A 21,770-nucleotide genomic window follows, 5' to 3' on the forward strand; every position below is an offset into this window, starting at 1 on the left:
TAAATAAATGAAGCCAGTACTTGATACGTTTGAAGAAGCCGTACAAGACATTCAAGATGGAGCAACGATTCTAGTTGGTGGGTTTGGCCTTGTAGGTATACCAGAAAATTTAATTCTTGCATTAAAAGAGAAAGGAACAAAGGACTTAACAGTCATATCGAACAACTGTGGAGTTGATGACTGGGGCCTGGGATTGCTCCTTAAAAACAGACAAATAAAAAAAATGGTAGGTTCCTATGTTGGAGAAAATAAAGAATTTGAAAGACAGGTGTTATCCGGTGAATTAGAAGTTGAGCTCATTCCTCAAGGAACGCTAGCAGAGAGAATAAGGGCAGGCGGTGCTGGCATTCCAGCGTTCTATACTCCAGCTGGCGTGGGAACACCGATAGCAGAAGGAAAAGAAGTCAGAGTATTCAATGGTAAAGAGTACTTGCTTGAAGAAGCCATTCAGGCAGATTTCTCATTTGTTCGTGCGTGGAAAGGGGACATAATGGGGAACTTGGTCTATAACAAAACGGCACGTAATTTTAATCCTATGATTGCTGCAGCAGGTAAAGTGACCATAGCTGAGGTAGAGGAATTAGTAGGTGTAGGAGAGTTATCCCCTGATCAAATTCATACTCCAAGTATTTATATTCAAAAGGTTATTGTGGGTGATCAGGAAAAGAAGATTGAGCGATTAACAACGCGATAGGAGGATCATAATGGTGAAAGTAGATAAAGCAGCAGTTCGTGAAAAGATTGCAAGACGTGCTGAAAAAGAAATTCTGGATGGCTTTTATGTGAATCTAGGAATTGGAATGCCTACGATGGTAGCTAACTATATACCAGAAGGCAAAAAAATAGTGCTTCAATCGGAAAATGGCCTTCTTGGAATCGGACCTTATCCAACTGAAGGTGAAGTTGATCCTGATCTTATTAACGCCGGGAAAGAAACAGTTACAGCGATGCAAGGAGCATCCTATTTTGATAGTGCAGAGTCTTTTGCGATGATTCGTGGAGGACATATTGATGTTGCAATACTAGGCGGAATGGAAGTCTCAAAAGATGGTAACCTCGCTAATTGGATGATACCTGGAAAGATGATTAAAGGTATGGGGGGGGCCATGGATCTTGTGCATGGGGCGAAAAGGATTGTTGTCATTATGGATCATGTGAACAAAAACGGAGATCCGAAAATTTTGAATTCTTGTACCCTCCCCCTAACAGGTCAAGGCGTTGTTAATCGAATCATTACGGATCGGGCTGTTTTTGACATAGCGGATGAAGGGCTTGTGTTAAAAGAAGTTGCCATTGGCTATAGCATTGAGCAAATTCAAGCTTCAACAGAACCGGATATTATTATTAGCGATCCAATATTAGATGCCTTTTAATTTATGAAAAGAGAAGGAAAGAGCGCAGTCATTTGACTGCGCTCTTTATTTAATTACCGATGCTTATCGTACACATTCACTTTTGAAACGTCACGTATTTTCTGAACTTCATCAGGTGTTAAGTCTGGAGCATTTTGTGCTGTAATATTTGCGAGAAGTTGTTCACTGCGACTAGCTCCAGGAATTACTGTAGCTACAGCGGGATGAGCAAGAGCATATTTTAGTGACGTTTGAGTTAAATTGCGCTTATCCCCTTTTATTTCAGAAATTTGCTTAACAGTTTCAAGAACGTCGAATTTAGAATGGTCGAGAAATCCGTCTTCTTTTACTTTTTCCTCATATTGATCAGTTAACATGCCTTTAGCAAGCGGTCCCCTAGCAATGACACTGATGTTGTTTTCATGCAAATAATCTAGAATTTCTTCTTCGGGTCTACGATCAAGAATGCTGTATTGCATCATAACTGATGCGATAGAAGATTTTTTTACAAACTCTCGGATGACATTTGGCCGTATACTTGAAATACCATATTCGATAATTAATCCTTCTTGTTTTAATTCTTCAAAAGCTTCAATGGTTTCATCGAATGGGTCCTCGATTGTACCACCGTGTAGCTGAAAGAGATCAATGTGATCTGTTTTCAATCGTTTTAAACTAGCTTTTAGTGCTGATTTAATATGTTTTTTTGACGGATCCCAGTACCAGCCTTCTTTTCCTTCTTCCCAGTGGTTCCCTGCTTTCGTAGCAAGTACGACTGAATCCCGTCGATCACGAAGGGCTTCTCCTACTATTTCTTCATTTAGACCGAAGTCATACAAATCAGCTGTATCGATAAATGTAACGCCGTTATCAATTGCCTCATGAATAAGCGAAATACCTTTCTCTCGATCAGTGCCAAGTGACATAGTACCTAATCCAATTTCGCTAACGTTCAGTTTTGAGCTTCCGAGTTGATTGGTTTTCATTGCATTCCATACCTCCCATTTTTAACCTGTATTAAGTGTATCGTGATAGGAGGATTCATGCCAATCATATGCTGATTACGATGTCTTGTTACCTGATAACACACCTGCTATAGTAAACATAATGGGAGGCGGTAGAATGGCAACAGAAGCGCTTTTAATTATTGATATGAGCAATGATTTTGTTCATGATGAGGGAGGACTTACTTCAGGCAAGAAGGGACAGGAGATTGTTCCTAGCATTATTTCACTTGCCACAACGTTTATTGAGGAAGGCAAGGAAGTTGTGATTTGTATGGATGAGCATGAAGTAGAGGATGATCACTTTAGTATCTGGCCCGTACATAATGTAAGAGGAACGTGGGGACAGAAGTTATATGGTGAATTACAGCAGTGGTATGAATCCAATAAAGAGCTTCCGAATGTCACGTTTGTTCCTAAGCCAGAATATGATGCATTTTATGGAACGACTCTGGAAGAAATACTCAAATCACGTTGCGTAGAAACTGTTCATCTATCAGGAGTATGTACAGATATTTGCGATTTTCTAACTGCTTATGGTGCTTACGCAAGAGGATTTAGAACAGTTGCGCATTCATCGTGTATGGCAACGTTTACCGAGCATCATAACGTATTCCTTGAGCAAATGAAAAATATTTTCAAAACGGAGATTCGTTAAACAAGAAACGCTGCCATTAATGGCAGCGTTTCTTGTTGTTTTCTTATTGTATTAACCTTAGGTGTGCTTTAGTTCGAACAGCAGGAGCCTGAATCCATTCTTCAATCGTTTCATAATGATTCATATAATGTCTAATCATTAATTGAATCTGCTTTGGTTTTCCTACCATTGTGACACCGTTTGGCTGAATATAGACTTTCATAAACAGAACCTCCTAAATAGTTCGATACATTAATGGTTTTAGTCTTTTCCCTATTATCTGTCTCATGTGATAGACTTTATGTATCGATTTGAATTTTTAGAACCAGGAGATGATGAACAAATGGACCATTTATATGAAAAGACCTTGCATTCAGAAACGATTTACGAAGGTCGAATTATAGACTTACGAGTGGAAGATGTTGAGTTACCAAATGGGAAACAAAGTAAGCGTGAATTAATTGATCATCCTGGTGCGGTTGCGGTTATTGCAGAGACGCCCGATCATAAAATTTTAGCCGTTAAACAATATCGTAAAGCCCTTGATAAAGCTATCGTGGAAATCCCAGCTGGGAAACTTGAACCAGGGGAGAAACCTGAAGTTACAGCAGTTCGTGAATTAGAAGAAGAGACAGGATATACGTGTGACTCACTTGAAAAAGTGATTTCATTTTACACGTCACCTGGTTTTGCAAATGAACTTGTTCATTTATACGTAGCAAAGGGATTAGAGAAAAAAGGAGAACAATCGGCTGATGAAGATGAGTTTCTTGATGTTCTTCATTTAACAATAGAAGAAATGGAAAAGATGGTAGAAAGCCAGGAAATTCATGATGCTAAAACCGCTTATGCTCTCATGTATTTACAATTGAAATTGAAGTGATCACATGAAATCATGTTATGCAGATTTTCATATTCATATCGGGAGAACTAGAACGAACAAACCTGTTAAGATAACTGGTTCAAAAACGTTAACACTATCTCATATCCTTAATGAAGCTAGTGCAAGAAAAGGGCTTGATATGGTTGGCGTGATCGATTGCCACGTTCCTGAAGTTATGAAAGAGATAGAAGATTATTTGGAGAAGGGTGAATGTTATGAATTGAGTGAGGGTGGAATTCGGTTTGAATCTCTCACTCTCATTTTAGGTACAGAAATCGAAATCTATGATGAGAATTGTCAGGGTCCTATTCATGTACTAGTTTATTTGCCTGATTTAACAAAAATGAAACATTTTTCAGATTGGCTAAGAGCTAGAATGACGAACATTACTCTAAGTTCTCAACGCATATATGAAAGAGCGGAGGTCATTCAAGAAAAGGCAAAAGAGCTTGATGGTTTATTTATACCTGCCCATATATTCACACCATTTAAGAGCCTATTTGGGAAGGGAGTCCATCAGTCAATAAGCGAAGTTTTTGACCTAAACAATATTGATGGAATTGAATTAGGTCTTTCTTCTAACACACAGATGGCAGACCAAATTGAAGAACTTCATCGTTACCCATTTTTGACGAATTCAGACGCACATTCCACACAAAAAATAGCTCGAGAATATCAATGCTTATATTTAAAACAACCCACATTTCTTGAGTGGAAAAAGGCATTACAAGGCAAATATGACCGGAAAATTGCAGCGAATTTTGGATTGGACCCAAAATTAGGTAAATATTATGAGACCATATGCTCTAAATGTAATTCTCCAGTTAATCAGTTGGTTTGCGATTCATGCGGAAGTAAGAAGATTATAAAAGGGGTGGCGAATCGAATTCAAGAATTGAGTTCAGCGTCGACGTGCCCTGTTCGTCCTCCATATGTACATCACGTTCCTCTAGACTTTCTACCAGGGGTTGGACCAAAAACTTTCGAGCGTCTATTAGATTCTTTTAGTACGGAGATGAATATTCTTCACCGGGTGACTGAGAGTGATCTGACCGGCGTTGTGGGAGAGTCACTCGCTCATATGATCGTCCTTTCAAGGAATGGGCAGCTTACTTTAGAACAAGGTGGGGGTGGAACATACGGTAAAGTTGTAAACCAAAAGAGATAATCTATCGATCAGTCATACGTTCAAAATCCATTTCATAGACTTTACCAAAGGTCGTATGAAGGAGGAAATCGTATGAATCGTAGCCGACATCTGAAGCAAATGATATCAACTCATCTATCAGATCATTTATCTCTTTACACATTTATTGCCGTATTGTTCCTCATGGGCATTGTATTCGGAGCCGTTATAGTCAATAGTCTAAGCTTCACTCAAAAAGAAGATCTTGCTGTATACTTGGGGCGTTTTTTTGGACAGGTATCAGATGGACAGTTCGCAACATCATCTGAAATGTTTCATCAAAGCTTAACTCATTATGCCAAATATATTGGTTTGATGTGGCTTCTAGGACTTACGATTATTGGTCTTCCAATTGTACTAATTATGCTCTTTCTAAAAGGGATAGTTGTTGGTTTTACAGTAGGTTTTCTTGTGAATCAAATGAGCTGGAAAGGCTTCTTATTGGCATTTGTATCAGTCTTTCCACAAAATATTATAGCGGTGCCCGCGATGGTGATCGTTGCAACGGCTTCTCTAACTTTTTCGCTTCGACTGATGAGGCAATTATTTATGAAACGCAGAATAGAACCGATTCTTCCTCCATTCTTAAGGTTTTCAGGACTAGTTATATGTGCGCTAAGTTTTCTTTGTCTAGCAGCATGGTTTGAAGCTTATTTATCACCAGGATTGATAAAGGCCGTAGTGGAAATGAAGTAAATTATATTCATTATCAAATTAAAATCATTACAACATTAGGTTGATAATGATTTTAATTTGACACCGATTTCCCTACTGCTTATAATGAAAATGGCATCGATCGAGGGAGGGAAATGGGACATGGAAAGCAGAATCGATCGAATTAAGAAACATCTTCATTCTCAAAGCTATAAGTTAACGCCCCAGCGAGAAGCAACCGTGCGGGTACTTCTTGAGAACGAAGAAGACCATTTAAGCGCTGAAGATGTGTATCTTTTAGTAAAAGAAAAATCTCCTGAAATTGGATTAGCAACTGTATATCGAACGCTTGAGTTATTAGCTGAATTGAAAATCGTTGATAAAATTAATTTTGGTGACGGTGTTTCAAGGTTTGACCTCAGGCAAGAAGGCGCTGCCCATTTTCACCATCACTTGGTTTGTATTGAGTGTGGTGCAGTAGATGAAATACAAGATGATTTACTTGGTGATGTAGAAAAGGTAGTTGAGAATGATTGGAACTTTAAAATTAAAGATCATCGCCTTACATTTCATGGGATCTGTCACCGTTGTCAAGGACAGGAAGATAAAGAACAGCCGGAGCAAGCCGTTAATCATTCATAATTGTAACAGAAGACATTTAAGAACCTGTATCTCCTAACGATGTATAAAATTCTCTATCCCTGGCATATCTTTTACTAGAGATGGAGGTGCGTTAGTTTGAGAAGGGGTTTATTGCTTGTTTTAGATACAATGAAAGTTTTCTTACTGTTCACAGGTTGTACATTACTGTTTTACTTTGGCATTCTCTGGGTAAATCAAGAGTACCAGAATTATCATCGGTATGATGTGCCACAAGGAAAAGCAGTGAAAGTCGTTCAAATGGAATCGGGTATTCAACACACTTTCCTTGAAAGGCTCAATTTGTTTTACCAGACAGGTGAATAAGGAGCGTTTACAATGGAAGATCAGGTACAGGATTTTTTGCACTATTTGATAGTTGAGCGGAGCCTGTCCAAAAATACTCTCGATGCATACAGGCGAGATCTCGCTCAATATCTAAAACACATAAAAGAAAATGAGAACATTTCCACTTTGGATGAAGTGCGACGTGTGCATATTGTTAATTATCTCTATACGCTAAGAGACAGTGGAAAAGCATCTACTACAATTGCTCGAAACATTGCTTCTATTCGTGCCTTTCATCAATTTTTACTTAGAGAAAAGGCAGTGGATCAAGATCCCTCTGTACATATTGAAACACCAAAAACAGAGCGGAAACTACCTAAGATTTTGTCAACAACTGAAGTAGAGCAGCTGCTAGAGGCACCCGATTATTCGACTCCTTTTGGTAAACGCGATCGCGCTATGCTTGAAGTATTGTATGCAACAGGTTTGCGTGTGAGTGAACTCATTGATTTGAAAATGGAAGATGTTCATTTAACAATGGGTTTTATTCGAACGATTGGTAAGGGGAATAAAGAACGAATTGTGCCTTTAGGTAAGATGGCAAGAGATGCCTTAACCGTTTATTTGGATGAAGGTAGAGGGCTATTAATGAAGAAGAATAAAAACGAAATGCTTTTCTTGAATCATCGTGGTGAAAGCCTATCGAGACAAGGTTTCTGGAAAATTCTTAAAAAGCTTGCATTGAAAGCTAACATTTTAAAACCTCTTACCCCCCATACACTTAGACATTCATTTGCAACACACTTACTTGAAAATGGAGCGGACCTTAGAGCAGTACAGGAGCTTCTCGGACATGCAGATATTTCAACAACACAGATCTATACACATGTAACTAAAGCGAGGTTGAAGGATATTTATTCAACTTACCATCCAAGGGCCTAATAGGAGGCTTTCTCCAGAAAGAGATCTGGTCATTGGCCAGATTTTTTCTTTTTTCTGCTTTCGTAAACGCATTCATGCGTGAGTTTTTTTGTTTTTGAAGGGAATAGTAACAATAGATAGACATTGAATGAGGAGGATCATAATGACAAAACGATTTAAGAGAGTATTTTTGGTTGTAATGGATTCGGTGGGTATTGGTGAGGCTCCTGATGCTGATCAATTTGACGACCTAGGTGCAGATACTCTAGGTCATATAGCAGATCATATGAATGGTTTGAAGATGCCAAATATGGAGAAATTGGGTCTTGGCAACATTCGGGAACTTAATGGGGTTAGTAAAGCAGATAAGCCAATGGCACATTATACTAAAATGATGGAAGCTTCGAATGGGAAAGACACGATGACTGGTCATTGGGAAATTATGGGCCTTCACATAGAGCAGCCTTTTAGAACCTTCCCTAATGGATTTCCTGACGATCTCATCTCCGAGCTTGAAAGCAGAACTGGAAGAAAAATCATTGGAAATAAACCTGCTTCAGGGACAGAAATTCTTGTAGAACTTGGTGAAGAGCACGTGAAGACCGGTGCACTTATTGTTTATACTTCTGCAGATTCTGTTCTTCAAATTGCGGCCCATGAAGATGTTGTTCCATTGGATGAGCTTTATCATATTTGTGAGATTGCAAGAGAAATGACAAAAGCAGAAGAATATATGGTTGGACGAGTAATCGCAAGACCATTTCTAGGAGAGCCAGGCGAGTTTAAACGCACTTCCAATCGCCATGATTATGCGCTTAAGCCGTTTGGACATACGGTTATGAATGAATTAAAAGACAATGAGAAAGACGTTATTGCAATCGGAAAGATTTCAGATATTTATGACGAAGAAGGTGTAACAAAGTCTCTTCGTACGAAATCAAATATGGACGGTATGGATAAGTTGCTTGAAACTCAACAAATGCAATTTGAAGGAATCAGCTTCCTGAACCTCGTGGACTTTGATGCATTATATGGGCATAGAAGAGACCCACAAGGCTATGGTGAAGCGCTAGAAGAGTATGACGAGAGATTAAAGGAAGTTCTCGATCGAATAGAAGAAGATGATTTGTTATTGATCACAGCTGATCATGGGAATGATCCAATTCATCATGGAACAGATCATACACGTGAATATGTTCCATTACTTGCCTACCATAAAGGGATAAAAGAAGCGGTAGATCTCGGTATTCGTGACACATTTGCTGATATTGGAGCAACTATTGCGGATAATTTTGATGTAACGTTACCAAAACACGGGACAAGCTTTCTTAAAAAGCTTTAAGAATCAAGAGGAGGAACGAAAATGACAATTAAACAAGAAATTCAAGATGCATCATCCTATATACAAAGTCAAGTTGGAGAGTTTCGTCCAGAAATCGGGCTGATCTTAGGTTCTGGTCTTGGTGTACTGGCTGAAGAAATTGAAAACCCAGTCCAAATCCCCTATAGTGACATTCCGAATTTTCCCGTCTCAACAGTAGAAGGGCACGCTGGACAATTTGTATTCGGAACGTTAAATGGAAAAGCAGTAGCAGCCATGCAGGGGCGTTTTCACTTTTATGAAGGATATTCAATGGATAAAGTAACATTCCCCGTTCGAGTGATGAAAGAACTTGGGATTCTTAAAGTAATCGTAACGAATGCTGCAGGTGGTATAAATGAAGAGTTCCAACCTGGAGATTTAATGGTTATTGCTGATCACATTAATAACTTTGGAACAAATCCATTAATTGGACCAAATAGCAATGAGTTTGGACCACGTTTCCCGGATATGTCTACCGCTTATTCAATGGATCTTCAACGTTTAGCACAAGATACGGCAACAGAACTTGGAATGAAACTACAATCTGGAGTATATGTCGGAAATACTGGACCAACTTATGAAACCCCAGCAGAAGTTAGAATGCTAAGAACGCTAGGTGGAGACGCCGTTGGAATGTCAACTGTACCAGAAGTTATCATTGCCAGACATGCGGGCATGGATGTACTTGGTATCTCTTGTATTTCAAATATGGCTGCCGGAATTCTGGATCAACCACTTCACCACGACGAAGTCATTGAAACAACAGAGAAGGTAAAGGCAAACTTCCTTCTTTTAGTTAAAACAATTGTAAGTAAAATGGGTTAAAGTAGAAGGGAGAGCTATTCAAATGAGAATGGTTGATGTTATTCAAAAAAAACGTAATGGAAATGAATTGACAAAAGAAGAAATTAATTTCTTTATTGAAGGATATACAAAGGGGGACATCCCTGATTACCAGGCGTCAGCTTTAATGATGGCGATTTATTTTAATGGGATGAAGTCTAATGAAACAGCTATGCTTACCCAAGCAATGGTAGAGTCTGGAGAAACAATCGATCTATCTGCTATAGAGGGTCATAAAGTGGACAAGCATTCAACTGGAGGAGTAGGGGATAAGACAACCTTTATCGTTGGTCCATTGGTTGCTTCTGTAGGTGTACCAGTTGCAAAAATGTCTGGCCGAGGTTTAGGTCATACCGGTGGAACTTTAGATAAGCTGGAGTCTATTAAAGGATTCCACATTGAGATGACCAAAGAAGAATTTGTGAATAATGTGAATACACATAAACTTTCTGTAGCTGGTCAGACAGGGAACCTCGCTCCAGCAGATAAAAAATTATACGCGCTTCGTGATGTAACAGCTACTGTGGATTCCATTCCATTGATCGCAGGATCTATCATGAGTAAAAAGCTTGCTTCTGGAGCAGATGGTATTGTTCTTGATGTCAAAACCGGATCCGGTGCTTTCATGAAGAAGCTTGAAGACTCAGAAGCTCTTGCTAAAGAAATGGTTAACATCGGAAACAACCTTGGACGAAACACTGTGGCAGTTATTAGTGATATGAGTCAGCCGCTTGGTTTTGAAGTAGGAAATGCAAATGAAGTTCGAGAAGCTTGTCAGGTTCTTCAAGGAGAAAATATCGAGGATCTTCGCCTGCTTTCTCTAGAACTTGCTTCACATATGACAGTGATAGCTGGTGCTTTCGATGACTTTGAGACGGCGTATAAAACACTTGAAGAGAATCTTCAAAATGGAAAAGCGTTTGAATCATTTAGAACGCTCGTTCAAGCTCAAGGTGGGGATGTATCCGTCATTGATGATCTTTCTAAACTTCCACAGGCAAAGCATGATATTGAAGTTTCGGCACATCAAGATGGGTATGTAACAGAAATTGATGCTGAATCTGTTGGTGTTGCTGCTATGTATCTTGGTGCAGGAAGAGCGACAAAAGACGATCAAATTAATCACGGTGTTGGGATCACCCTGAAGAAAAAAGTCGGCGATAAAGTGGAGAAAGGCGAAGCACTAGTTGTTCTTCACAGTGATGAAGAAGACGTTCAGAACTCAATCGATAAAATTAATGAAGCTTATACTCTTTCTAAGCAAGCTGCTGAAAAGCCACAGCTAATTTATAAAGTTATTAACTAATAAAAAAAGATAGTATCTTGAGAAGTCTCTTTTGGGAGGCTTCTTTTTTTTATGTGTTTAGCTATGTGAGCTTATCTTTTTGGCTCATTCACGTGACATCTTCATCTCAGAGCGTAATTAAGGCAATAATCAACTACTTCATTAACATGTCCATGTGTATACATCCGTGAAAAGATTTAAGGAGAGTGAATGCGATTATCAATAGAGGATATAGAATTCGTATATTTTTCCAAGATGTTGGAAATCCTTGTAATACTAAGAATGGAGGGATCACCAATGAAAGTTGTTGCAACAGCGCTCGCCTTCTTGCTGGGAGTAACTCTTATTGTTCCTTCTTTTGCGCATGCAGAAGAAGCAAAGCTAAAAATCGCAGAGAATTCTTCTTCCGCTATTTTGATTGAGCGAGATACAGGTGAAGTATTGTTTGAAAAAGATAGTGATAAAAAGCTTCCTCCTGCAAGTATGACTAAAATCATGACCATGATCTTAATTATGGAAGCGATTGAAAGTGGAAAAATAAGCCTCGATCAGAAAGTTAGAGCAAGTGAATATGCTGCTTCGATGGGTGGTTCACAGATTTTTCTTGAGGCAGGGGAAGAAATGACGGTTAACGATATGTTAAAAGGTATTGCAATTGCTTCCGGTAATGATGCTTCGGTAGCAATGGCTGAAGCGATCGCTGGTTCGGAAGAAGAATTTGTTAATTCGATGAATGCAAAAGCAAAATCAATGGGACTCAAAAACACTCATTTTGTAAATCCTACTGGATTACCAGCGGAAGGTCATTATTCCACTGCAAATGATATGGCCCTTATGGCTAAAGAGCTTCTTAAATATGAATTGATTACAAAATATACTGGATTATATGAAGACTACCTGAGGCAGGATACAGATAAGAAATTCTGGCTCGTTAACACTAATAAGCTTGTTAAATTTTATCCTGGTGTAGATGGGTTGAAGACAGGATTTACAAGTGAAGCAAAGTATTGTCTTACGGCAACGGCGAAAAGAGATGACATGCGAGTGGTGGCCGTTGTAATGGGTGCTCCATCTCCAAAAGTACGTAATGCAGATATTACTAAACTGTTTGATTATGCATTTTCTCAATATAAAACACATAAGTTATTCGATCGAAACAACATCGTGAAAGAAGTAAAGGTAAATAAAGGAGATCAACCTACCATGTCTGTTGTAACATCTGAGCGAGTTTCCGTTCTTCTTAAGAAAGGGCAAGAAAACGGTAAAATTACAACAAGCATCAAAGTCAATAAGAATATAGAAACACCTGTTAAGAAAGGGGAAGAGGTAGGTGAGTTGTCTGTGAAAATAGATGGTCATGTGACAGCTACATCTCCGGTTATTGCAGCCAAAGACATTCAAAAAGCTTCCTGGTGGCAGCTGATGAAACGAACAGCTGCACAGTTCGCCAAAGCGCCTACTCAAACTGTCAAGTGATCACCTCTTTCATCGAAATCTCACTAGTTTTGTCACGAAGAAGGAATTAACCCTGTAAAGAGAGAAAAAACTCACAAGCAAACATGAGGAGGAATGTGACGTGAGTCTTTCGATCAATCTTGAAGTGCGCCATCCCGTTCTTTTGATTCGTCTTGATGGAGAGTTGGATCATCATACATCAGAAGAACTAAGAGACAGGGTAGATTCGATTATTGAAGAGCGTAAAATTGAACATATTGTGCTAAGTCTAGAAGGTCTTTCATTCATGGATAGTTCAGGTCTCGGTGTTATTCTAGGGCGGTACAATAAAGTGAAGAGTTTTGGAGGAGAAATGGTCGTATGTTCAATCTCTCCACCTGTTAAGAGATTATTTGAAATGTCAGGTCTCTTTAAAATTGTGAGGCTTGAGGCTGATGAGCAGCATGCCCTCGCTACTTTGGGGGTGGCATAATGAGGAATCGTATGGATATCGAGTTCTCTGCGCTCAGTCAAAATGAATCATTTGCTCGTGTAACTGTAGCAGCTTTTATTGCGCAGCTCGATCCAACTGTTGATGAACTTACTGAAATCAAGACAGTTGTATCGGAAGCTGTTACAAATGCCATTATTCATGGATATGAGCAAAATTCTGAAGAGAAGGTTTACATTTCGGTCGAGTTAAATGACGACACGGTCAATTTAACCATTCGTGACCATGGAATGGGAATTCTTGACCTTGAGGAAGCAAGACAACCTTTGTTTACAACAAAGCCTGAACTAGAACGATCAGGGATGGGCTTTACAATTATGGAGAATTTTATGGATGAGGTCAAAGTGGAGTCTGCAAGTGGCCAGGGTACGACCATTCACTTAATGAAGTATCTATCAAAAAATAAAGCGCTATGTAATTAAGGGGACCTGCATATGGACGTGGAGGTTAGAAAAGGGAAGCAGTCGCAACTGAAGCCTGATGAAGTGAAGGAATTGATTAAACAAAGCCAGAATGGGGACCAGGGAGCCAGAGACCTCATTGTTCAAAAGAATATGCGTCTCGTCTGGTCCGTTGTGCAGCGATTTCTAAATAGAGGGTATGAAGCGGATGACCTGTTTCAGATCGGTTGTATTGGTTTGTTAAAATCCGTGGATAAGTTCGATCTAAGTTACGATGTGAAATTCTCCACCTATGCGGTACCAATGATTATCGGGGAAATTCAGCGCTTCATTAGAGATGATGGAACAGTGAAAGTGAGTCGATCCCTTAAAGAAACCGGCAATAAAGTTAGGAAAGCGAAGGATGAGTTATCGAAAACGCTCGGCAGAACGCCGACAATTAATGAAATTGCAGAACGAATAGAAGTCACGCCGGAAGAAGTTGTCATGGCACAAGAAGCTGTAAGGGCACCAACTTCTATTCATGAAACGGTTTATGAAAACGATGGAGATCCTATCACTTTACTCGACCAAATTGCCGATCATACAGATAGTGCTTGGTTTGATAAATTAGCCCTTAAGGAAGCATTGCAGTATCTTGATAATCGTGAGAGACTAATTGTTTATTTAAGGTATTACAAAGATCAAACTCAGTCTGAAGTGGCAGAAAGACTGGGGATTTCTCAAGTTCAAGTATCGAGACTTGAAAAGAAAATATTAAAACAAATTAAAGAACAGATGAGCAAATAGCTCATTCTGTTCTTTTTTGTTTGCAAAGGATTTTTTTACCAGAATAATAATAGAGCTATCACTAAGATTAATGAATGGATGATATAAAAAGGACCCAAACTTCTAGGGAATTAATGGTACTTAGGTTGCTAAAGAATGAGAGTCATTTGGTAGAAACATACTATAACCAATATGCCCCTTGAATAAGGAGGTGGAGGATCATGGATAGTCAGATAATATATCTTCGACTTAGGCAAAAAAAGAAAGTACCACCTAATAAGAAGTTATTGATTGGTGATATTGCTCAGCTCATAGGAGAAGATTCTTGTTGTAGTAAGGTGGAGAATATCCAGATTTACCATGTGACGAAAGAGGATAAGAACTTAGTCGTAATCGATGTTATGAAAGTCATTATGTCCATCCATAGCGAAATGGAAAACGTTGAGATTCAAGTAGTCGGTCCTACACAAACGATTGTAGAAGTTCAGTATCCAAAGAAGAAATTAGCACCCGTTTATTTTGTTCTTATCTGGTTTTTATTATTTATTGGTGCGGCCCTCGCTATTATGAATTTTCATGAAGACGTCAGTATGAGAGAGGTTCATCAGCAAATATATAAAATTGTGACTGGAATCGACAATCCAAAACCACTGCTTCTACAAGTACCATACTCATTTGGACTTGGAATTGGGATGGTCCTGTTCTTTAACCATCTTTTCAAAAAGCGGTTTAACGAAGAACCTAGCCCACTTGAAGTGGAAATGTTTAATTATCAACAGGACCTTGATCAATATGTAATCGTTCATGAGAACGAAGAAAACGGAAATTCGAAACCATGAATGCTCAATTTCTCTTAGTGATGTTAATCGGATTTGCTGAAGGGATTGCGGTTGGGGCTGGATTTGTTGCATTTCTTTCAGTTCTTGGCATTATCCCCAGGCTCACTCAATTGTCCAAAACGTTACACCTCATTCGTTTTTATGAATGGGGGATCATTGTAGGTGCTGTAGTGGCAAGTTGGTTATCGTTAAGAAATCCAACTCTTGGCCTGCCCAAATTTGTAGTGATCCCAATTGGACTCGGTGCAGGTATATTTATTGGGATGTTAGCAGCAGCATTAACAGAAGTACTTAATGTCTTGCCAATATTAACGAAACGGATTGGGTTTATAGATAAAATTTTGGTTTTACTAATGGCTATAGTACTTGGTAAAGTATTCGGATCATTGTTTCATTGGACAATTTTTGTGGATGGAGGGATCAAGTAATGAAAAAATCATTAAACGATCAGGAAAAGTATAGTCAGAACATTAAAGAGTATCAGCCAAAGCCGCCGTATTTTTTCAACTGCATAAAAGCGTTTGTTGTAGGCGGGTTTATTTGTATGTTCGGGCAAGGTGTTCAGAATTTCTATATCAATGTCTTTGATTTTTCTAAAGAAAATGCTGGAAACCCGACTGTAGCCACTCTCATATTGATCGCAGCTTTATTAACGGCTTTCGGTTGGTATGACAGGCTTGGTCAATTTGCGGGAGCAGGTTCAGCTGTACCAGTTACAGGCTTCGCTAATTCGATTACTAGTGCTGCTCTCGAGCATAAAAGCGAAGGGATTGTACTTGGTATAGCAACCAATATGTTTAAACTTGCTGGCTCAGTCATCGTGTTTGGCGTCGTTGCGGCTTACATTGTAGGGATGGTCAGAATGGTTTTTAAAGCCCTGATATAAGGAGAGAACCTGTATGAAATCAGGAAAGCAAACATGGAGTTTTTCAAATGTTTATTTACAATCAGTAGGTACAGCAACAGGCCCAAAGGAAGCAGAAGGTCCATTTGGAAATTCTTTTGATGTGACCTATGCTAACCTTCATTGTAATCAGGCAAATTGGGAGCTTGCTGAAAGAAAATTGTTAGAAGATGCAGTAATGAGTTGTTTGAAGAAAAAAGAATTAGCTCCTGATCAAGTTGATGTTTTTGTAGCGGGTGATCTATTAAATCAAATCGTAAGCGCAACTTATACAGCAAGGTCTAATCATATTCCTTTTCTAGGTGTTTTTGGAGCATGCTCGACATCCATGGAATCCCTAGCGATTGCATCTTCTCTAGTTGATGGTGGTTTTGCTGAGAGGGCTATTGCTGGAGTGAGTAGCCACAATGCAACTGCTGAAAGACAGTTCCGTTATCCAACAGAATATGGAGGTCAGAAACCTGGTACTGCGACATCAACTGTAACTGGTGCTGGAGCTGCGTTAGTTAGTCAGGAGTTATCGGACATTCAAATCTCTGCGGCAACGATTGGAAGAGTAGTTGACTGGGGAATCAAGGATCCGTTTGATATGGGGAGTGCGATGGCGCCAGCGGCAGCAGATACATTGGCCACACATTTTGAGGACCTAAATGTAAAACCTTCAGATTATGACTTAATTGTTACTGGAGATTTATCTGCAGTTGGTTCTCCGATTGTTCGTGATTTATTGCTTGAGAAAGGGTTTGACATTACTAATAATCATAATGACTGTGGGTTAATGATCTATCGACCTGATCAGAAGGAAGTATTCGCAGGTGGAAGCGGGTGTGCCTGTTCGGCGGTTGTTACGTATGGTCATCTCATTGAGCTTCTAAAACAAGGGAAGTATTCAAAAATTCTAGTTACTGCTACAGGATGCTTGCATAGCCCCGTTATGGTGCAACAGAAAGAAAGTATGCCTGCTATCGCTCATGCAGTGGTTTTTGAGCGAGTTGGAGGTGAGGAATAGTGGAATACTTCATTGCTTTTGCAGTAGGAGGAGCCATTTGTGTTGTTGGTCAGTTATTGCTCGATATTTTTAGATTAACGCCTGCTCATGTAATGTCATCTTTTGTGGTGACTGGAGCGATTCTTGACGGTTTTGGTATATACGATCGACTGATTGAATTCGCAGGAGCAGGTGCGACAGTCCCAATTACGAGCTTTGGGCATTCCTTGCTACATGGGGCGATGCAGCAAGGAGAGGAACATGGATTTATAGGCATTGCAATGGGGATATTTCAGTTAACTTCAGCTGGAATTTCATCAGCTATTGTTTTCGGATTTATCATAGCCATTATATTCAAGCCAAAGGGGTGAATGAATTGAACAAGCGGCGGGTTATTTTCGTTACTGATGGAGATCTTTACGCGCAAAAAGCAATTGAAAAAGTGGCTTCGGATATTGGCGGGAGATGCATTAGCCAATCAGCAGGAAATCCAACCCCGCTTGCTGGTTATGAAATTGTTTCCCTAATTAAAGAAGCTCCACACGATCCAATCTTTGTAATGTTTGATGACAGTGGTTTTCCGGGTGAAGGTTATGGAGAACTAGCGATGCAGGCTGTGGCTGAGGATGAAGATGTTGAACTACTTGGTGCGATTGCAGTTGCCTCGAGAACACACTTCTCTGAATGGACGAGAGTAGATGTTTCCATCGACAGGGATGGTGAATTAACGCATTTCGGTGTTGATAAGAATGGATTTGCTGATATGGAAGCCGGGAGAATAGATGGGGATACTGTATCTATTTTAGATAAACTGAATGTCCCAATTATTATAGGTGTCGGTGATATAGGTAAAATGTCTGGGCTTGATGATCCGGAGGTTGGGTCGCCTATAACATTGAAAGCCGTTCAAATTCTGCTTGAAAGGAGCGGTTTCTATGACAACAAAAATGAATAACAAACAAAAAATATTTAAAAAATTAAAAGAAAATGAAGACTTCTTGAAAAAATCAATTGGCATTGGGGAAAGTTTTGACGTAGGTGTACGTAAACTCAAGATTTTGAATAAAGAAATACAATTCTATTATTGTACTGGTTTATGTGATACATCAATCATTGTTGAAATCATGCGTGAATTGATGGAATTAGATGATCATCATCGCTTGACCGTTAAATTCGAGCAAGTTATCCATAATCATTTACCCCATCAGCAAGTAACAAAAGTAGAGACGTTCGATGAGGTCGTCGATCAAGTTCTTTCTGGACTGATCGCTGTATTTATGGAAGGCGAAGAGATTGCTTACATTATTGATGTTCGAAAGTATCCAGGTAGAACGCCTCAAGAGCCAGACACTGAGAAAGTGATCAGAGGTTCTAGAGACGGTTTCACAGAAAATATTATTGAGAATACTGCACTTACTAGAAGGCGTATTAGAGATGGTCGTTTGCGTAATGAAATATTTCAAATCGGAGAGCGTTCCAAAACGGATGTGTGTATCACTTATATTCAGGATGTAGCTAACCCAAACTTAGTTGAAATCATTAAGAAAAAACTAAAAGAAATTAATATTGATGGTATTCCTATGGCTGATAAAACTGTTGAAGAGTTTTTAGTGCATCAGGCGGGAAATCCTTTTCCACTTGTACGATATACGGAAAGGCCAGATGTAGCCGCATCCCATTTGTTAGAAGGGCATGTCTTGATTATCGTCGATACTTCTCCGAGTGTTATTATTACGCCAACAACCTTTTTCCACCATGTTCAACATGCAGAAGAATACAGGGAAGCTCCATTACCAGGTGCATTCTTGAGATGGGTCCGCTTTGGAGGAATGCTAGCAGCGCTATTGTTACTTCCCCTGTGGTTATTGGCGGTATATGAACCTGGGTTGTTGCCTAAATCGATTGATTTTATTGGGCCAAATGATGAAACGAATGTGCCGATATTTATTCAAATCATTCTTGCAGAAATTGGGATCGAAACACTGAGAATGGCCGCCATTCATACGCCTACCCCGCTTTCTACAGCGATGGGTTTAATTGCGGCTGTATTAATTGGTCAAATTGCCATCGATGTAGGATTATTTGTTCCAGAAGTTATTCTGTATGTTTCTATTGCGGCTATAGGTTCTTACGCAACGCCAAGTTATGAGTTATCAATAGCGAACAAACTAGTTAGATTATTACTACTTTTCCTTGTCTTTTTCTTCAGAGTTCCAGGATATATAATAGGCGTGACAGCTATTATTCTCTTCCTAGTCGCCTTAAAGCCATTAAATACACCTTATTTATGGCCATTCATTCCTTTTAATGCAAAAGCGTTTATTCAAGTGCTAATTCGCGTTTCTGTTCCTTTGACAAAATTGCGTCCAAGTATTACAGAGCCCCAGAATGAAACGAAGCAGCCGGACAAACCACTTGCCGAATCTTAAAAAGTATGATAATTTATTTCTTAATTGAATAGACCTCATTGAACGTAATGGGGATAGAGGCGCAAAACGAATGAGTAAGATATCTGAGCATAGAATGGAATGCGAAGACGATATCAGAAAGGTCAATTTGCCGAAGTGAGAAAGGACCCATCCTTTTCTTGCTGGGCTGCTGCTGAATAAGTTGCAGACTGTCACTGGAGGATGAATTTCTTTCAGTGGTGAGCTAATCCAACTCGTGAGGATACGGAGAAAACAGCCTATCTATAAAGTTGGCTGTTTTTCTTATTGTGTGGAGGGAGCTCGCATTTATATAAGCGAGAGGGGAGAAATGATTGTGAATTTATACGGTACATCTGCAGTTTCAGAAGAGGGGCATTTAACAGTTGGAGGGATCGATACGGTCCAATTAGGAAAAAAATTTGGCACTGCGTTATATGTTTATGATGTGGCTATGATTCGAGACAAAGCAAGGGCGTTTCGAAGTGCCTTTGAACGTGAGAATGTAAACTATCAAGTAGCTTATGCTAGTAAGGCCTTTTCATGTATGGCAATGATCCAACTTGCAGAAGAAGAAGGATTAAGTTTGGATGTTGTATCCGGTGGAGAGCTTTATACTGCTTTGAAGGCAGGTTTCCCCGTGGAGCGTATTCATTTTCATGGAAATAACAAAAGTGAATCTGAAATTAGAATGGCGCTTGATGCAGAAATAGGTTGCTTCGTTGTTGATAATTTTTACGAATTATCTCTCCTTGAGCAAATTGCAGAAGAAAAAAATGTGAAAGCTAATGTGCTGTTGCGTATAACACCAGGTATTGAAGCACATACGCATGATTATATTTTAACAGGCCAAGAAGATTCTAAATTTGGTTTTGATTTACAGAGTGGTCAGGTAGAACGCGCGATATTGGATGTAACAAAAATGAGTGCTGTTCATCTTCTTGGACTTCATTGTCATATAGGCTCACAAATTTTTGAAACAAATGGTTTTGTAATGGCTATTGAAAAGATTTATAGCTATCTTACAACATGGTATGATGCCTATGGTTTTGAGCCTGAAGTCCTTAACCTTGGTGGAGGATTTGGAATCCGATATACGAGTGAAGATCACCCATTACCAGTAGGGAACTACATCGAAGCTATGATTGAAACAATCAGAAATCAGGTAACAGGGCAAATGAACATGCCTGAGATCTGGATTGAACCTGGTCGTTCACTAGTAGGAGAAGCTGGAATGACGTTATATACGGTTGGTTCACACAAAAATGTTCCAGAGTTGCGACATTACCTCGCTGTAGATGGAGGGATGACGGATAATTTACGCCCTGCTCTCTATCAGGCAAAATATGAAGCCACAATAGCAAATCGAATGAATGAAGCAAAAGACCACCTATACTCTGTAGCAGGAAAGTGTTGTGAATCAGGTGATATGTTAATTTGGGATTGCCAGTTACAGCGAGCGATTGCTGGTGATACGATGGCTGTTTTTTCAACGGGGGCATATGGTTATTCCATGGCAAATAACTACAATAGATTACCAAGATCAGCTGTTGTCTTTGTTGAAAATGGTGAGGCCAACCTTGTTGTTGAGAGAGAGTCATACGAGGATTTAGTTCGACATGATTTGCCATTAAAACAAGCGATTATATCAAAATAATAGTTGAAAAGCATAAATGATATGGAACAGCTTCAGTCTGTGCTATAATGAAAGAGCTTTTAAGAAAATTGTTAGTGCAGGAGGATTTATTTATGAAAAAAGGAACAATTGCATTTGAAAATGGAGAAGTTATTGAAATTGAATTTTATCCAGAAGCAGCACCTAACATTGTTGCTAACTTTGAGAAGCTTGCAAATGAAGGTTTCTACAACGGTGTGAATTTTCACCGTGTAATCCCTGGTTTTGTTGCTCAAGGTGGAGATCCTACAGGTTCTGGAATGGGTGGACCAGGATATACAATTGACTGTGAAACAGAAGGTAACCCTCATAAGCACGTAGCAGGCTCATTGTCTATGGCACATGCTGGTAAAAACACGGGCGGCAGTCAGTTTTTCCTAGTTCATGAACCTCAGCCTCATCTAGACGGCGTTCATACCGTTTTTGGTCAAGTAACAGAAGGAATGGATACGGTCCTTCGCGTTAAACAGGGTGACGTAATGAAAGAAGTAAAAGTCTGGGACGAAGAATAGATCAGACTCTTAAAAACTTAATACTTTCCTTCGGGGTCGGGTGAAAATCCCAACCGGCGGTGATGACTAGCTTATGCTAGCTAAGTCCGTGACCCGGTTGCGTAAGCAAACGGTGGATCTGGTGAGAAACCAGAACCGACAGTATAGTCTGGATGGGAGAAGGAATAAAAGTGACCAATTTCCTTTTGAATCATAGATTCAAAAGGCTTATTTGGCATATACTTTTGCCTCCCGGGACAGCTGTGTTTTGGGAGGCT

The 21,770-nt window shown here is 39.5% G+C and carries 27 protein-coding genes and 2 riboswitches; of the genes, 25 read left to right on the top strand and 2 right to left on the bottom strand.

Annotated elements, in window-relative coordinates:
- Positions 1-7 precede the first annotated feature (7 nt).
- A complete protein-coding gene (locus tag ACIFPW_RS17115; protein WP_430246099.1) occupies positions 8-694 on the top strand; it encodes a CoA transferase subunit A in 687 nt (228 codons plus the stop codon).
- A 10-nt stretch (positions 695-704) separates the two neighbouring features.
- Complete coding sequence (locus ACIFPW_RS17120; protein WP_430246101.1) at positions 705-1,373, top strand: CoA transferase subunit B; 669 nt, start codon at positions 705-707, stop codon at positions 1,371-1,373.
- Between the two features lie 53 nt (positions 1,374-1,426).
- Here the strand turns inward: ACIFPW_RS17120 and ACIFPW_RS17125 are convergent, their stop codons facing one another.
- On the bottom strand, positions 1,427-2,338 hold the full coding sequence (locus tag ACIFPW_RS17125) for an aldo/keto reductase (RefSeq protein WP_430246103.1): 912 nt from the start codon (positions 2,336-2,338) through the stop codon (positions 1,427-1,429).
- A gap of 136 nt (positions 2,339-2,474) precedes the next feature.
- Here ACIFPW_RS17125 and ACIFPW_RS17130 point away from each other — a divergent pair, with 136 nt between their 5' ends.
- Positions 2,475-3,014: a cysteine hydrolase family protein gene (locus ACIFPW_RS17130; protein WP_430246104.1), complete on the top strand. Its 540-nt coding sequence runs from the start codon at positions 2,475-2,477 to the stop codon at positions 3,012-3,014.
- 43 nt (positions 3,015-3,057) lie between these two features.
- Here ACIFPW_RS17130 and mciZ read toward each other — a convergent pair whose 3' ends face one another.
- Positions 3,058-3,216, bottom strand: coding sequence for a Z-ring formation inhibitor MciZ (mciZ, locus tag ACIFPW_RS17135; protein ID WP_194222006.1), 159 nt, complete (start codon positions 3,214-3,216; stop codon positions 3,058-3,060).
- Between the two features lie 120 nt (positions 3,217-3,336).
- Between mciZ and ACIFPW_RS17140 the strand changes: the two genes are divergently transcribed.
- The 22 genes from ACIFPW_RS17140 to ACIFPW_RS17245 all read left to right on the top strand — a co-directional run bounded on the left by ACIFPW_RS17140 (position 3,337) and on the right by ACIFPW_RS17245 (position 21,513).
- Positions 3,337-3,876: an NUDIX hydrolase gene (locus ACIFPW_RS17140; protein WP_430246215.1), complete on the top strand. Its 540-nt coding sequence runs from the start codon at positions 3,337-3,339 to the stop codon at positions 3,874-3,876.
- Positions 3,877-3,880: 4 nt separating this feature from the next.
- Positions 3,881-5,044, top strand: a complete 1,164-nt coding sequence (locus ACIFPW_RS17145; protein ID WP_194222005.1) for an endonuclease Q family protein — start codon at positions 3,881-3,883, stop codon at positions 5,042-5,044.
- Positions 5,045-5,116: 72 nt separating this feature from the next.
- Positions 5,117-5,758 (top strand): stage II sporulation protein M, encoded by a 642-nt coding sequence (gene spoIIM / locus ACIFPW_RS17150; protein ID WP_194222004.1) that lies wholly within the window; start codon positions 5,117-5,119, stop codon positions 5,756-5,758.
- A gap of 120 nt (positions 5,759-5,878) precedes the next feature.
- The gene (locus ACIFPW_RS17155; RefSeq protein WP_194222003.1) at positions 5,879-6,358 is read left to right on the top strand and encodes a Fur family transcriptional regulator; all 480 of its coding nucleotides are present in this window, start codon (positions 5,879-5,881) and stop codon (positions 6,356-6,358) included.
- Positions 6,359-6,454: 96 nt separating this feature from the next.
- Positions 6,455-6,682: a YqzK family protein gene (locus tag ACIFPW_RS17160; RefSeq protein ID WP_371018615.1), complete on the top strand. Its 228-nt coding sequence runs from the start codon at positions 6,455-6,457 to the stop codon at positions 6,680-6,682.
- A 12-nt stretch (positions 6,683-6,694) separates the two neighbouring features.
- A complete protein-coding gene (gene xerD / locus ACIFPW_RS17165; protein ID WP_430246107.1) occupies positions 6,695-7,585 on the top strand; it encodes a site-specific tyrosine recombinase XerD in 891 nt (296 codons plus the stop codon).
- A gap of 142 nt (positions 7,586-7,727) precedes the next feature.
- On the top strand, positions 7,728-8,906 hold the full coding sequence (gene deoB, locus ACIFPW_RS17170) for a phosphopentomutase (protein WP_430246109.1): 1,179 nt from the start codon (positions 7,728-7,730) through the stop codon (positions 8,904-8,906).
- Between the two features lie 21 nt (positions 8,907-8,927).
- The gene (locus ACIFPW_RS17175; protein WP_430246111.1) at positions 8,928-9,752 is read left to right on the top strand and encodes a purine-nucleoside phosphorylase; all 825 of its coding nucleotides are present in this window, start codon (positions 8,928-8,930) and stop codon (positions 9,750-9,752) included.
- A 22-nt stretch (positions 9,753-9,774) separates the two neighbouring features.
- Positions 9,775-11,076 (top strand): pyrimidine-nucleoside phosphorylase, encoded by a 1,302-nt coding sequence (locus ACIFPW_RS17180; RefSeq protein ID WP_430246113.1) that lies wholly within the window; start codon positions 9,775-9,777, stop codon positions 11,074-11,076.
- A 276-nt stretch (positions 11,077-11,352) separates the two neighbouring features.
- The gene (locus tag ACIFPW_RS17185; RefSeq protein ID WP_430246115.1) at positions 11,353-12,531 is read left to right on the top strand and encodes a D-alanyl-D-alanine carboxypeptidase family protein; all 1,179 of its coding nucleotides are present in this window, start codon (positions 11,353-11,355) and stop codon (positions 12,529-12,531) included.
- 100 nt (positions 12,532-12,631) lie between these two features.
- Positions 12,632-12,982, top strand: a complete 351-nt coding sequence (spoIIAA, locus tag ACIFPW_RS17190) for an anti-sigma F factor antagonist (RefSeq protein WP_430246117.1) — start codon at positions 12,632-12,634, stop codon at positions 12,980-12,982.
- Positions 12,982-13,422 carry an anti-sigma F factor gene (gene spoIIAB / locus ACIFPW_RS17195; protein WP_430246119.1) on the top strand — a complete coding sequence of 147 codons (441 nt, stop codon included), beginning with the start codon at positions 12,982-12,984 and terminating at the stop codon, positions 13,420-13,422. Before spoIIAA ends, spoIIAB begins: the two co-directional genes overlap by 1 nt.
- Before the next feature lie 12 nt (positions 13,423-13,434).
- The gene (gene sigF, locus ACIFPW_RS17200) at positions 13,435-14,190 is read left to right on the top strand and encodes an RNA polymerase sporulation sigma factor SigF (protein WP_283154038.1); all 756 of its coding nucleotides are present in this window, start codon (positions 13,435-13,437) and stop codon (positions 14,188-14,190) included.
- A 200-nt stretch (positions 14,191-14,390) separates the two neighbouring features.
- Positions 14,391-15,008: a stage V sporulation protein AA gene (locus tag ACIFPW_RS17205; RefSeq protein WP_430246121.1), complete on the top strand. Its 618-nt coding sequence runs from the start codon at positions 14,391-14,393 to the stop codon at positions 15,006-15,008.
- Positions 15,005-15,436 (top strand): stage V sporulation protein AB, encoded by a 432-nt coding sequence (locus tag ACIFPW_RS17210; RefSeq protein ID WP_430246123.1) that lies wholly within the window; start codon positions 15,005-15,007, stop codon positions 15,434-15,436. The genes ACIFPW_RS17205 and ACIFPW_RS17210 overlap by 4 nt, the downstream gene beginning before the upstream one ends.
- Complete coding sequence (gene spoVAC / locus ACIFPW_RS17215; protein WP_430246125.1) at positions 15,436-15,894, top strand: stage V sporulation protein AC; 459 nt, start codon at positions 15,436-15,438, stop codon at positions 15,892-15,894. Before ACIFPW_RS17210 ends, spoVAC begins: the two co-directional genes overlap by 1 nt.
- 13 nt (positions 15,895-15,907) lie before the next feature.
- On the top strand, positions 15,908-16,921 hold the full coding sequence (spoVAD, locus tag ACIFPW_RS17220) for a stage V sporulation protein AD (protein WP_430246127.1): 1,014 nt from the start codon (positions 15,908-15,910) through the stop codon (positions 16,919-16,921).
- Entirely contained in the window at positions 16,921-17,271 is a 351-nt protein-coding gene (gene spoVAE, locus ACIFPW_RS17225) for a stage V sporulation protein AE (RefSeq protein WP_226613903.1), read from the top strand. Before spoVAD ends, spoVAE begins: the two co-directional genes overlap by 1 nt.
- A 5-nt stretch (positions 17,272-17,276) precedes the next feature.
- Positions 17,277-17,855, top strand: coding sequence for a stage V sporulation protein AE (locus ACIFPW_RS17230; RefSeq protein WP_430246129.1), 579 nt, complete (start codon positions 17,277-17,279; stop codon positions 17,853-17,855).
- Positions 17,836-19,329: a spore germination protein gene (locus ACIFPW_RS17235; RefSeq protein ID WP_404681738.1), complete on the top strand. Its 1,494-nt coding sequence runs from the start codon at positions 17,836-17,838 to the stop codon at positions 19,327-19,329. Before ACIFPW_RS17230 ends, ACIFPW_RS17235 begins: the two co-directional genes overlap by 20 nt.
- A 46-nt stretch (positions 19,330-19,375) precedes the next feature.
- Positions 19,376-19,563: riboswitch (Lysine riboswitch) on the top strand.
- A 100-nt stretch (positions 19,564-19,663) separates the two neighbouring features.
- Complete coding sequence (gene lysA, locus ACIFPW_RS17240; protein ID WP_430246131.1) at positions 19,664-20,983, top strand: diaminopimelate decarboxylase; 1,320 nt, start codon at positions 19,664-19,666, stop codon at positions 20,981-20,983.
- 92 nt (positions 20,984-21,075) lie between these two features.
- Complete coding sequence (locus ACIFPW_RS17245) at positions 21,076-21,513, top strand: peptidylprolyl isomerase (RefSeq protein ID WP_430246133.1); 438 nt, start codon at positions 21,076-21,078, stop codon at positions 21,511-21,513.
- Between the two features lie 22 nt (positions 21,514-21,535).
- Positions 21,536-21,681: riboswitch (FMN riboswitch) on the top strand.
- Positions 21,682-21,770: the final 89 nt, after the last annotated feature.

Source organism: Pseudalkalibacillus sp. NRS-1564 (genome assembly GCF_050467905.1).
Lineage (GTDB): Bacteria > Bacillota > Bacilli > Bacillales > Guptibacillaceae > Guptibacillus > Guptibacillus hwajinpoensis_B.